Genomic DNA, 14,642 nt, shown 5'->3' with positions numbered 1-14,642 from the left:
TTGGTAAAGATTGAAATGTGTTTTATTTCCAAGTGAATCTATGGGGTAAACCACGGTGGTTTTGTGCGGTTTTTCGTAATAATACGTCAAAAAAAGCTGTGGATAAGTTTTTCCTTTCATAAAAAGGTCTTTTTTATTTAAGCCGTTTTATCCAAATCATATCTTTGACGTATGGTATATTAATTCTTAATGTGACGTTATTAATAATGTGGTGTATTAATTCAGCGTAAAGCTTATTCCTGCTCCTACACCCCAGTGACCTCCAGAAGTGGTAACGGAGAAGTTGGAACGTATCTTTCCATCTTCAGATGTATAACCAGTTCCAAAAGCAAGTGCTGATTGACCACGCCATACACCACTACCAAATGCAACACTGAGTATTCCTGGTGTCTCAATGTAATGCAAGTTCGCTACTGCCAAACCGATCGCTGCTGCTTGTCTTGCTTCTTTTTGGATGCCTTCAACTTTATAATTTAAGGCCTCAAACTTCATATCAGTATAGGCATTAGCTTGTGCAACAGCATTATTAACCATATTCCCTATTTTTTCATCTGTATATTTGTTGGCATCTGCGAGAGTAAGTTGTGTTTGTTCTTTAACGTAATCATGCAGCTGCCCACCATTGACTGCTTGTTTTGAACCTTTTTCGATTTCACCATCTGCAACATTGTCAATGAGCACAGGTGTATCATCATCAGTACCTACTAAAGTGATACTATTGATTTTGTTGCCTTGTTCATCTTTATCATAAGTAACAATCCCATCAGTAAGGGTGCCAACTTCGTTAACTATACTATCAACTTTGCCTTCAAGAATGTTAACCTTCTCATTTGTCGCCCAAAGTTGATTACCTGTAACCACATCCGTGGAACCTTGTGCAATTGTACCATCTGCTACATCGGTTATCTTACTAGCCTGACCATTATGATTAGCGCTATAGGCATCTTTGCCATCATTCCAGTTTAAACTATTAGAATTCACCTGAGTTTCAACCTGTTGAATACGATCATCGAGATTAGACATACTGTTATTAACAGCCTCAAAAGCATCAGCTACATTATTATATGCTTGTTTTTCATTCTTGCTCTGCGCACCAAAATCCGTAATCGTAAACGTTGGATCTATCCACTTTCCATCCTGATAACCAGCTCCTCCACCGAAATAAGCTGCTAGCTGTTTATTTAGCACATAAAGTTGATTACCTGTTATCGCTTCCGTCGAACCATCTACAATATCCCCATCTAAAAGAAACTTTAGCTTGTTATTTTCTGCTACCCCTCGCCCTTCTCCTTTATTCACATGAAGCGCAACAAAGGCTTCCTCCTTATCACTCCAAAATAAAGCATTTTCCTTAACCGCTGTAGTATTTGTATTGATATTATTCTGCAACTTCGTCAGTGAAGCATCAACACCGGCAAAAGCAGCTCCAACATTGTTATAGCTCTGTTTTTGAATAGTGTAAGTCGGTGAAACACCCTCTAGTATGTTGGCACCACCACCTAAATACTCATTAATATTTGTATCAAGCTTTGTCACATTCTCTTGCACATCAAACATTGTGCTCGTCAACGTCTCAACATTTTTCTTGACTCCATAAAGCTGCTTGCCATTAACTGCCTCTGTCGAGTCTTCTGTAACAGCCCCATCAGTTACCCCAGAAAGTGCCCGAGATTCTCCTTCTTTATTAGCAATAGAGACTTCATTACCACCTGTTTTGGCACCAATGGTGATCTTACGCGTCCCTAGCTCTTGTTGGACAAGGTCGCCACGTACTACATCATCAATTCTATCAACAAGCTGTGTCAGTGTATCATCAACAGCTACAAAGGCAACTCCGACATCACTATATTCTCCATTCTGAATAGTATACGTCGGTGCTTTATTCTCCAATATATTTGCACCACCACCTAAATACTCTGAAATATTTGTATCAAGAGTTGTAACATTCCTCTCAACTTCTAATATAGTGCTTTGCAAATTGGTAACACTTTGCGTAACTCCATGAAGCTGCGAACCTGTTATCGCCTCTGTTGAGTTTTCTGAAACATCTCCATTTGCCAAGCCAGTAAGTTTCCGAGATTCTTTATCTTTGTTAGCAATAGAGATCTCATTCCCACCTGTTTTGGCACCAATAGTGATGAGCTCAAATATGGAATCTTGCTGGACAAGACCATTATTCAACACATTTACAACACCATCAATCTTACCAGAAAGCTGTGTTAATGTATCATCAACACCAGCAAATGCAGCTCCAACATCATGATGATCCTTCTCCTGAATTGTATACGTCGGCGCTGTATCTGCAAGTACGCTTGCACCCCCACCTAAATACTTATTAATATTCTTATCAAGCTTCGTCACATTCTCCTGCACACCAGACACTGTGCCTGCCAATACATCAACGCTTTGCTTGACTTCATGAAGCTGCGAACCATTAACTGCATCTGTCGAATCTTCAGTAACTTCCCCATTCTTCAAACCTGTAAGCTTCCGAGATGCTCCATCACTGTTGCTAATTATGATCTCACTGCCCTCCACTTTAGCACCAATGGTGATCTTATGCGTGCTTTGTTCTTGCTGAACAAGGTTGCTACCTACCACATCATCAATTCTACTAGAAAGCTGCGTCAGTGAAGCATCAACACCAGCAAAGGCAGCTCCAACATCATTATGAGTTTGTTTTTGAATCGTATACGTCGGCGCTGTATCTTCTAGTATGTTGGCGCCACCACCTAAATACTGAGATATATTACTGCCCAGTTTATAAAGCTGCGAACCATTTACTGCCTCTGTCGAATTTGCAGAAAGATCTCCTACCTTCACACCAGAAAGCACCCGAGATTCTCTGTCTTTATTAGTAATGGAAATCTCATTGCCTTCAACTTCATTACCAATTGTAATCACCTTCGTTCCTGAATTTTGGTGCACAAGAATGTTTTCAACTTTACCAAAAAGCTGTGTCAGTGCATTATCAACGCCCTCAAAAGCACTACCAACATTACCGTATTCACGACTTTGTATTGTATAAGTTGGTGCCTTATCTGTCAGTATATTTGCACTACCACCCAAATACTTTGAAATGTTCGTATTAAGTTTTGTGACACTAGTATCAAGGCTTGCCATTTCCCCTTCAACTTTTGATACAGTGCCACCTAATGTCTTAACACTTTCATCCACCTTATAAAGCTGAGCACCGTTAACTGCTTCTGTCGAACGTGCAGAAAGATCTCCGTCCTTCACACCAGAAAGTACCCGAGATTCTCCTTCACGGTTAGTAATTTCGATCTCAGCACCATCGGTTTTGGCACCAATGGTAATCCGCCTTGTTCCTGAATTTTGCTCTACGAGAATGCTATCTACCACATCGTTAATTTTTCCAGAAAGCCGCGTCAATAAAGTGTCAACACCTGTGAATGCATCTCCAACATTATTATACTCTTGACTTTGAATTGTATAAGTTGGTGCCACATTTTCTAATACGTTTGCATTACCCCCTAAATACGTTGCAATCGTACTGTTCAGTTCATAAACCTGACCGGCATTAACTGCATCTTTCGACCCTCTGAGGAGAATTCCATCCGCCACACTTACAACTTTCATATCTGAAGCATTGATTCCAGCAGTAGTCACTGATGGACCATTCAGAATAAATAAGCCACTGTCTATTAAGCGGACATTTCTTGTCCAGACACTCGTCAGTACAAGAGTCTCAGCTAAATCAAATGTTACCCTATTGCCACTTTTGACAATCTTAATATTGTTACTTCCAGCAACTAAATCGAGATTACTGTCTTTATTAACTTTTGTAGCATCTTGACCGTTAACAGAAAGCTGCCAAACACCACCTTCTTCTTCTATCCATGTTTTTAATGCTTTCAGCTGGGCAATATTTACTGCATCAGTCTCTTTAAAACCAGCGGCTACTCCTGTAATTTGTCGTGTTTTTCCACTGTTTACATCACCAACACTAACTGCACCTACAGTACCTCTCCATACCGGTGACGTGTCCATTGAAGCGATGCCACTTCCAGGATCATAACCTGAAACCCATTTTCCAACTTCTGCTTTAGAATCATCACCTAAAGCAACACCGCCCTCCACAGATGATTGTGCATGATCACCAAAAGCAGTACCTAATTTAGCCTCAGCAAAAGGCCCTATGGCTATTGCCTTCATCCCCTCCGCTTTAGCAAAAGAACCTATAGCTATTGTCTTCATTTCCGCTGCACTTGCGTAATTGCCTATAGCAATAGAATGTATCTTAAAAGCCTTACTAGTTAAACCTAGAGCCATAGCACCACCACCCTTAGCCCATGCACTTACACCAACTGCAATATCCTCTTTGGTTTCTGCATTCGCATTAAGACCAAGCTGAGTACCAACCCCCCTAGCTTCAAAATAACCCTGTATTCCCTCTGACGTTGTGGCAACTTGTCTCATATTCACACCAGCAGCAATAGCACTGAACATAGTATTCGTATCATCACTACAAGTAACTGGTTGAATTACAGAAGCATTAGGATTATAATTAACAAACTGTTGATTAACGTTCAATTTCTTATACTGCTCTTCTGCAGATACTTTCTTACCTGATGACAAACCACGGCTAACAACTTGGTCCACCCCACAAGAACGGTCACCATTAGCCACCCCAACACGCCCACCAACACGCCCATGAGCAACGTTAGCAGAAACCACACCTGCACTGACACTTACACTTTGAACTGTCGATCCCGTTGAAGAAAGATGAGAAGCAAAAACTGGAGAAACACTCGACAAAAGCCCAGCCATTACCGCCCCTAATGAAACAGCTCTAACCAAAGATACCTCACAAAGAGGCCTTGGAGCATTGAAGCTTTTGTCTTTTGGAGCGATATGTACTTTTTTCATAACAAATCTTTCAAAAATAAAAAAACATATTTGGACATCAAAAAGTCACAATTGGGCGCTATGTGATTTGACAATGGGTTTTGTGTTGCAAAAAAAAACATAAAAACAAACCATAAAGCGGAGCCAATTTCGTAGCTAAAAAACAAAAGAGTGCAGTTTTTCAGTCTTCAAATAAGCTTTCGTGTCAACAATAATTAGTAAGGAAAGAAGACCTTTAAGAGCCTATCCTTACAAAGGGCGTGTAAATTTAAGTGTGTGTGTTTTTCATAGCAAATCCTCCAAAATAAAAATGTTAAGTAGTACAGTTGGGTAGCAGAAGTTATTTAGTCGCCATGAGGTTAAGTTTAGTCCTTGTTAGCTTAAAAGAGTGTGTGTGCTTTATTCAAACAAAGAGAAAAGTAGTGGTGTTGGATCTTTGAAAGAATAAAGTTATATGGGTGGGTTCTTAATAAGCGTTAGTGAAGAATCTTTTTCTCTTTAATGTGGGGGTGTTGGAATATTTAAAGAGAGGGTATTTTGTTTTTCAAAAGCGTTATTTAGAAAGCTAAACATAACTAATGGGGCGTGTTTGTTTTTTGTATCTCCTTAATTTAAAGCAATTAACCTGAGTGCAGTTAACTGGAGTGCAGTGGTTACCTTTAACTCTGTTCGGAAAGCGACTTGGCTTTATGTTAAAGGGTAAGGGGGTATATGTATAACGAGCAAAAAATTTAAAGGGGGTGCTTCATTTTTTCAAAACGAATTCCTAGTAAAGTATTTTTCGTAATGTATTTATTCTTAAATTGAAGCTGGCCTTGTCTTGTAGGTATTTATTGGGATATTTCGTTAAATAAATTGGGGCATTTTCAATTTCTGTGTAATGAAATAAATGGTTTATAAGGGGTTAATTTGCAGAGTAGTGTAATTATTTGAGAAATTTTATAATACTGTGTTGGTAAATGTCTTTTATTTGGAGAGGGTGTTAAGAATTTTGGGTAAATTTGTTTATCAACAATACCAGTAACTACTGAGTGTGGTTGTTTGTGTAAAATCTCTCTCTTACGAGAAATGTTTACAAATGGTTTAGCTATCCTGATGCACTTGAAATAAGATCTCTTTCTATCTCAACAACTTCCCTTTTTGTTGTGTTTGGGTCCATCAGTCATCACAATAGCTTCAAATGCTAGCAATACTAATTAGCTCTACTATTACGGAAGTAGACATTTTTTGATATAGACTTTGGCTGTGATCTCTTTTCTATTACCTTCAATGATTATATAAGGCGCTTCTCCATAACCACTTCCATTCTCCTTAATGCTGGCCCACTTCTCCTTCTGAAACACTGGCTCTTGTCTCAACATCTCCTGTTATTTTAACAGGAGTTTGTGTATAATTGTTTTGTTGCCTTGCAACTTTTACAAAGCTCACACCAGAAAAGTGTTTGTAGGTAAACCAAGAAAAGTCAAAATGCATAGCGTTTGCCTAACAAGTAGATTGTGCTCTTATCAAAGAGTCGACACCTTCGTAAGAACAAGAACCATCAGCGTTATGGTTGAAAAATCGTAACGAACAATATTATTTATTTAAAGATAGAAAAAACGCAAATTCCAAACAGATATTCTTCTTCCCATCTTACCTAAATCAGTAAAAGCACTTGGGATTGATCATATGGGTGATGAAATATTCATCAGCGACAAGTAGAGCAAGAAACTTATCAAAGAAACCCCTTGGTAACTCGCTTAGAAAAGTATGTAATGCAGCGAACATTAAAAATCAGCTTATAGATTAAAAACACAACCTATAATAAAGCTAGCTCATACAGAGATATAATTTCACGCATAGAAGCAATTTTGGGTGAATAGCAAAAGAACGGCGTCTCTTTATAAAGAGTGCTAACTACAAAAAGGCAAAAGATAGCATCTGAAAATTTAATAAAATCAAAGCAATAAAAATTCTCTAACTTCTACATAACTATTTGATTATATTATATTTTGGCGGAGAGAGAGGGATTCGAACCCTCGATATGGTTTCCCATATACACGCGTTCCAGGCGTGCGCCTTCAACCACTCGGCCACCTCTCCAGAGGTTTGCACTATATTCAGAAAGAAATAACCTGCAAGCTTAATTATATACTTTAAGCAATAAAAAATTACTTTATTCATTAAAACAATGCTGAAATAGGTACAATAATATTTTTTGATTTTATTATTGCAAAGAGAGAAGCGCTTCCCCCAAACCCTTAAATGGGGCTAGAAAGGAAAGCATCTTTCCCTCTTTAAGCTGATAAGAAATGCGTACATTGCTACTCTTACTTATCTGTTTCATTAAAACAGGCCCTACAGGATACTGCGCTAAACAGATTTCTTGATTGCACTGCTTATAACTAATAAGAAGCGGCTTTTTGACACCTTCCATAAAGACTTGAATAGGAGCATCTGTATTAGCGTTTGGCAATGTCCGTAACAGCATAACCGGTTGACCATTTTTTGTAGAAACAAGAGACCAGCTAAAAACTTTGTTACCTTCTTTATCATCATGGATTGTCTGAGTTACATTACAGATGCCCTGTTTTATTGTTTTGTTTTCATCGCAAATTAATGTCCAGTAATCAAACTGCATAATAATCCGGCGTGTTTCACCAGGCTTTCCACCGGGCACTGATAATTGCGGTGGATGCACTGTATAAACACTCTCTTGCTCTTCAGCAAAACTTACAGCCTTTCCTAAAAAAACAAGAACAAACAAAAGACCTGCAATAATTTTCCGATTTCTCATCATTATTTTAATGCTAAGCTTAATCCTGCTCCTACACCCCAGTGACCTCCAGAAGTGGTAACGGAGAAGTTGGAGCATACCGTTCCATCTTCAGACATATAACCAGTTCCAAAAGCAAGTGCTGATTGACCACGCCATACACCACTACCAAATGCAATACTGAGAGTCCCTGGTGTATTAATGTAATGCAAGCTAGCTATTGCCAAACCAATTGCTGCTGCTTGTCTTGCTTCTTTCTGGACACCTTCAACTCTATAATTTAAGGCTTCAAACTTCATATCAGCATAAGCGTTGGCTTGTGTAAAAGCAGCACTAACCATATTTTCTATTTTCTTATTTGCATATTTGTTTGCATCTGCAAGAACAACGCCCATCTGTTCTTTCAACTGCCCACCATTGACTGCTTGTTTTGAATCTTTTTCAACTTTACCATCTGCAACATTGTCAATGAGCACAGGCTCATCTTCTTTACCACCTACTAAAGTGATACTATTAACTTTACCACCATGTTTATCTTTATCATAAGTGACAGCTCTATCACTGAGATAGTCAACTTGATCACTCACATTATCAACTTTGTCTTCAAGTTTATTAACCTTCTCTTTTGTCTCCCACAGCTGATGACCTGTAATCACATCAGTAGAACCCTTTTCAATAGCACCATTCGCTACATTAGTGATCTTACCAGCCCGACCATTATGGTTAGCATCATAAGCCCCTTGGCTATCATCCCAATTTAAACTATTAGATTTTACCCAAGTTTCAACTCGTTGAACACGATTGTTAATACCGAACATGCTATCATTAACAGCATCAAAAGCAGCAGCTACATTATTATATGCTTGTTTTCCATTCTTGCTCTGCTCACCAAAACCCGTAATTGTAAACGTTGGATCTGTCCACTTTTCACCCTGATAACCAGCACCACCGCCGAAATACTGTGCTATCGTGGTATTCGTCTCATTAAGCTGCGCACCTGTAATAGCATCAGTGGAGTTATGAGTAATATCTCCATTTGCAAGAAAAGTAATTTTGCTATTTTTTCTTTCTCCTCCTTCTGTATGAAGCGCAACAAAAGCTTTGTCACGTTTATTCCATAACAAAGTACTATGCTTAAATTTTTCAGAAATCTTATCAATCGCTTCCGTAAAATTACCGGACACATATTTTAGATGATTATTTACATTCTTGATATTTGCATCAAGTTCTATAAAAGCACTACCAACATCATTAAAATCAGCCTGCTCCACAGTCCCATCTGTAGAAACTTTAGACAAAATATATCGTGGCCCGAAAAAACCATCCTCACGAACCGCTGCACCACCACCTAAATGAGTTGCAAGCTGGTTGCTTATTGAATAGAGCTGTGCACCATTCACTGCATCTGCTGATTCTTCAGTAATTTTTCCTTCTGCCACATTTGTAATATTTTTATTTCCAGCATCAATCCCATTGCCATCTATTTTCAAACCAGCTTTTTCTATTGAAATGCTCGATACTTGAAGTTCATCAGCCAAACCAAATGTGACTTTATTATTGCTTTTTGTAAGCTTAATATTGTTACCTCCAGCTAAATCAATTTTGTTTTTTGATGTAACTTTTATAGTATCTTTTATAGTATCTTTGCCATTTACAGAAAGTTTCCAAGTGCCACTTTCTTTTTCCATCCATTCTCTTAACGCTTTCAGTTGTGCAACGTTTACTACATCAGTATCTTCAGTACCAGCCGCTACCCCTACAATTTGTCGTGTTTTCCTACTATTCACATCGCCAACACTAACTGCACCCTCAGTACTTTTCCATGCAGATGACGTGTTTAATGAGGCTCCATCCTTTCCAGGATTATAACCGGCAATTCCTCCCTTAACATCAGCTTTAGAATTACTGCCTAAAGCAACACCACCCCACACAAGCGATTGTGCATAATAACCAATAGCTGTATCTAATGTAGTTCCACTGGGATCAACCATAGTAGTAGCTAAAGTACCTATAGCTGTCCCGCCATGACCCAACGCTTTTGCGTACCTACCTATTGCTGTAGAATTTAACTGCAAAGCCTGACTAGAAGAACCTACAGCCGTAGCACCGTCCCCCTTAGCATCAGCTTTCTCGCCGATTGCAGTATCTGATTGCTTCTCTGCTTTTGCACCTGAACCATATTTAACACCCTGATCAGTAGCAAAAACTGGAAAAACACTCGATAGAAATATCATCACTGTAGCCCCTAATGAAACCACCTTGATCCAAAACGATTTATAGAGAAAATGACAACAATTCGATTCATTGTTTTTTGAGCTTAAATACAATTTTTGCATAACATCCCTTGAAATAAGGCAATATATTGAAGCACCAAAACAGAGACCAACATCATCACAAAAAGCAAAGAAAAGCCTTTCGCAAAGCCACTGTTGCGCACTAGGAAAAAATGAAAAAAGGTAAAAACAATTCTTTCGATGCTACGGTTTATTTCAGCATCGTTCTAAAATCTCTTAAAAATATTGGAGCTTAGAAAAGATTAAAGCCTTTTTAATTAAAGGCTTTCAAACAAAGAAAATATACAACTTATTCTTAAAAATATTGCATAACCTCCATTAAATATAATCCATTTTGCTGCAAAAATTTCTTTATTAAAGATCAATTTGTTTTTTAAATAACGCACATTAATAAAATGGCAAGAGCACCAATAAATAATTTTTTGTGTATTTTATAAGATGGGTTCCAACGAACACTGAAATGCATTTTATGTTCAATGATATCTACAGCACACCTTTAAAATCTTGGAACTTACATAATAATAGGCTGAAAAAATAATCGTTATTATAGCCAACGATACAACTATCAGACAATTTCAAAAAATCTTTCAGTATTGCTAATTTTGTTTTATGGAAAAATACTGTACAGATGTAATTGATTGTTTTTATAATAAAAATATTGCTATTTTAACTTTATATTTTATTATTATATATTTATTTTTGTATAACATATAAATAGCATAATGTTCTTATCAGTAAAATCATTAGAAATTAATGGAAAGACTGTTCAAAAAACATTTCAATAATACTTAAACACTCACCTAACGACGACATTAAAACTACAAAGTACCATCATCAGGATAATTCTCGTGTAAAAATACCTACTTTGTAGCTATTTTCATTTTGTATAAGTGAAGTAAAATCCTTAAAATCTGTAATTAATTCAGAAATCCATTTATAGCCCACACAAGAATGAAGTGAAACTTTTTTATGTATCAATAAATAACCCTAAATAAAAATTACCAATTTATTTCATTACGATTTTTCTCGTTCAAATAATTCAGAAATACTCAATAGAAAAGAATTGATACCATAAACAGGATCATGTTTTTCATCGTTGTGGTAATTAACTTAATAAACAAATTTTCAGATAGTTTTAATATAATGATAGTACTTATGGTTATCTCTTCATCAGATCAGTTATCATAAAAGCTACCTATATCACTTACTAAGCAATACCTACTTAATCTTAACACTAAAATTGATTCTTACAGTAAAAATTGCTGAAATATTAAGTGTATACTAATAAAATAGCTATATGAAATATTATCCCCTAATATCGTTATCAACCTCACAACTTTTGTGCAGTCAAAGCCAAACTGCATCAAAAATAATAAATTGTCTGTAAAATGATACTAAGTGAAATATCATTTAAAATGAATAACTTATACTGTGGATTTGAGTTCAGTTAAATTAAATACCCAACAATTCAAGAGAGCACATCTCAATAAAGAACCATTTATCTTTAACATACACTTACGAAGTGCCTACCTGCTCGATTCTTCTAAGATCAAGCAATACCACGGCATTCCATTCTCAAAGGACAAACTTGAGCAATCAAAGTTTCATTTTCAAGTAAAATTGTATAAACAGAAAAAATCTGTTGTAGAATCCAAATTATCACTCAATATCTTCAGATAAAGGAAACCTAAAATGAATCTTTCAGCAAGATAATTAGAAAATTCTGTTTTGCGTCAGTTTCTTATATAGCTCTAACACTTATCGTATATCTAGAATAAAAAGATGGGACATTATTTTTTTAATGCCCCAAAATTTTAAAACCGAAATCCAATATATACTGATCTATTTAAAGAATACTCAGATTATTTCTATCCCCATCACATAGGAATGACTGAAACATAAGCACGGTTATCTGCTTTCTTACGAAAAGAAACTTTCCCATTTGAAAGAGCAAAAAGAGTATGATCTTTCCCAATACCAACATTCTCGCCAGGATGCCAACGTGTACCACGTTGACGTACGATAATGTTTCCAGCAATAACAACTTCACCACCAAATTTCTTAACGCCAAGACGTTTTGATTCTGAATCGCGGCCATTACGTGAGGAACCGCCAGCTTTTTTATGTGCCATGGAATTCTCCCTTAGTCTTCTTTACTTTTTGATATCGCAACTGTTTTTTGTGACGCAACCTTCTTTTTAGCAGTTTTTGTGGCAGTTTCTTTAGGAGGAGTAGAAGCTTTTGCCTCTTTTGGTACAGCTGCTTTCTTCTCAACCGACTTAGCTACTGCTTTTTTAGGCTTTGAACCATCTGCTAAAATTTCTAAAATACGAAGTGTCGTTATTTCTTGGCGATGACCACGAGTACGCTTCGAATTTTGGCGACGCCGTTTCTTAAATGCAATAACCTTACGAGCACGCCCTTGTTCTACAATTTCAGCTGTAACTAAACCCTCAGCGATAACAGGCGCACCAATAGTTACACTCTCCCCCTCACCCATCATCAATACATTGTCGAATTTAACGATATCACCAGCGTTGCCAATGATCTTTTCAACTTTTAATACCTGGTTAGCAACAACACGATATTGCTTACCACCTGTTTTAATGACTGCGAACATTTTTTATCCTTTCGTTCGATCCCGCTCTTATTTCACTTCTGCTTTAGTTCAGTAGGGAAATAGGCTTCTTTTTATCAGTCGTAATAATTTAAAAGGGATAAACAGCACCTTTTAGAGCACAAACTCCCTTAATGTTTCATATATGATAGAATTTCTATTCTCTGTCAAGAAAAGCCAACAAAGAAACAAAAAAAGGTTGTACTTAAAACAATTGAAGATTATCAAGCATCCATACACAAATTATATAACGGAAAAACTTTATTGCATTTACATATGGAGAGATGGCTGAGTGGTTGAAAGCACCGCACTCGAAATGCGGCATAGGGGCAACCCTATCGGGGGTTCAAATCCCTCTCTCTCCGCCAGTACTAAGAAAATTGAGATAAGTTTCAAATCTTTTTATTCAACACGTCTCGCTTGAATATGCGCCAACAGTCCTAATGTTGAACTATCGCGGTTATTAGTTTTAGATTCTCCACGTATAACGGGTAACAATTCATTTGCTAATTCTTTACCAAATTCAACACCCCATTGATCAAATGAATTAATATTCATTAAAACACCTTCAATAAAAACACGATGCTCATAAAGCGCCATTAAACGACCAAGCGCAAAGGGTGTTAATAAATCCTGAATTAGCATAATGCTTGGCCGGTTCCCTCTCAAACTTTTATGAAGCACTAAATTATCTGCTTCACTACCATCAATTGCATTATTAACAACAGTGTTCCAACTGTCTTTAATAATGTGGCCTTTCATCAAGGCCTCTGATTGCGCCAAACAATTAGCCATTAATATATCATGCATATGACTTAAATGTGGTTCATGCCCTTTGATAAATAAAACAAACTCCACAGGAATGATATCCGTTCCTTGATGCAGAAATTGAAAAAAAGCATGTTGTCCATTTGTTCCCGAATCGCCCCAAACAACTGGACTACTTGAAAAGCCTATTGGCTTGCCATCTAAAGAAATATGCTTGCCATTTGATTCCATATCAAGCTGCTGTAAATAAGCTGGAAAGCGCACTAAACGCTGCGCATAAGGAATGACTGCACGTGATGAATAACCACAAATAACACGATGCCAGAATCCTAAAAGAGCAAATCGAATCGGAATATTTTTATGCAAAGGTGCAGTTTTAAAATGCTCGTCCATCTGGTGCGCACCCTTGAGAAACTGGCGAAAGTTTTGACCACCAATTGCCAACATAACAACAAGACCAATCGCTGACCAAATTGAATAACGCCCCCCAACCCAATTCCAAAATTCAAAAATCCTTGAAGAATCTATACCAAATTCCATCACTTTATCGGTTGCGCTGGAAACACCAACAAAATGCATTTTTACCGCTTCTTCTCCTAAATGTGAATGGATCCATTGGCGTGCAACTTTAGCGTTTGCTACTGTTTCAGATGTTGTAAAAGTTTTAGAAGCAATAATAAAAAGTGTTGTTTTCGGATTCAAATTAGCAAGAACATCAACAATATGTGCACCATCCACATTAGAAATAAAATGACAACGCGGTCCATCATGATAAGGTTTTAAAGCATGGGTAACCATTGCAGGTCCAAGATCAGACCCTCCAATACCAATATTTACAATATCAATTATTCTCTCACCACTATACCCTCTATAGTTACCACAACGAACCATTTCAGAAAATTTTTCCATACGGGTAAGAACGGCTTGGATGTCCTGAACAATATTACGCTCATTTAACATAAAAACTTCATCAGCAGACAAACGTAACGCAGTGTGAAGAGCCGAGCGTTTTTCAGTTACGTTAATAGCTTCACCCGAAAACATCGCCTTACACTTGCCTGAAACATCTGCTGCAATAGCAAGATTATCTAGGAGTTTCAGCGTATTTAACGTTACACCACACTTTGAAAAATCAAAAAGGAAATCATCAAGTCTTAAAGAAAAACGAGTAAAGCGCTGTTCATCTTCTGCAAAATGTCGACGAATATCACAAACCTCGTCTTCTATAATATGCCTTTTCAAAGCCTTCAAAGCTACTTCAAAGGCTCTTTCATTGCGAACCATAATTATTTTCCCACGGTCATTTACAATAATATCAAAACACAAATGACTCTAAAAT

At 37.2% G+C, this 14,642-nt stretch carries 6 protein-coding genes and 2 tRNA genes; 1 reads left to right on the top strand and 7 read right to left on the bottom strand.

The window, feature by feature from the left end; all coding sequences use genetic code 11:
- Positions 1-216: 216 nt before the first annotated feature.
- The 6 genes from GGR10_RS05660 to rplU form a co-directional block, all read right to left on the bottom strand.
- Positions 217-4,890, bottom strand: a complete 4,674-nt coding sequence (locus GGR10_RS05660; protein ID WP_182480296.1) for a YadA-like family protein — start codon at positions 4,888-4,890, stop codon at positions 217-219.
- A gap of 1,971 nt (positions 4,891-6,861) precedes the next feature.
- A tRNA-Ser gene (locus GGR10_RS05655) sits at positions 6,862-6,951 on the bottom strand.
- Positions 6,952-7,075: 124 nt separating this feature from the next.
- A complete protein-coding gene (locus tag GGR10_RS05650; RefSeq protein ID WP_182480295.1) occupies positions 7,076-7,648 on the bottom strand; it encodes an invasion associated locus B family protein in 573 nt (190 codons plus the stop codon).
- Positions 7,648-9,858, bottom strand: a complete 2,211-nt coding sequence (locus tag GGR10_RS05645) for a YadA-like family protein (protein ID WP_182480294.1) — start codon at positions 9,856-9,858, stop codon at positions 7,648-7,650. The genes GGR10_RS05650 and GGR10_RS05645 overlap by 1 nt, the downstream gene beginning before the upstream one ends.
- Positions 9,859-11,795: 1,937 nt before the next feature.
- Positions 11,796-12,050 (bottom strand): 50S ribosomal protein L27, encoded by a 255-nt coding sequence (rpmA, locus tag GGR10_RS05640; protein WP_007477873.1) that lies wholly within the window; start codon positions 12,048-12,050, stop codon positions 11,796-11,798.
- An 11-nt stretch (positions 12,051-12,061) separates the two neighbouring features.
- The gene (gene rplU / locus GGR10_RS05635; protein WP_182480293.1) at positions 12,062-12,538 is read right to left on the bottom strand and encodes a 50S ribosomal protein L21; all 477 of its coding nucleotides are present in this window, start codon (positions 12,536-12,538) and stop codon (positions 12,062-12,064) included.
- Between the two features lie 275 nt (positions 12,539-12,813).
- Between rplU and GGR10_RS05630 the strand changes: the two genes are divergently transcribed.
- Positions 12,814-12,903 (top strand) — tRNA-Ser (locus GGR10_RS05630).
- A 34-nt stretch (positions 12,904-12,937) separates the two neighbouring features.
- Here GGR10_RS05630 and pgi read toward each other — a convergent pair.
- Entirely contained in the window at positions 12,938-14,587 is a 1,650-nt protein-coding gene (gene pgi / locus GGR10_RS05625; RefSeq protein ID WP_182480292.1) for a glucose-6-phosphate isomerase, read from the bottom strand.
- Positions 14,588-14,642 lie beyond the last annotated feature (55 nt).

The organism is Bartonella chomelii, assembly GCF_014138465.1.
GTDB lineage: Bacteria > Pseudomonadota > Alphaproteobacteria > Rhizobiales > Rhizobiaceae > Bartonella > Bartonella schoenbuchensis.
This window is presented reverse-complemented; position numbering and strand designations above follow the sequence as displayed.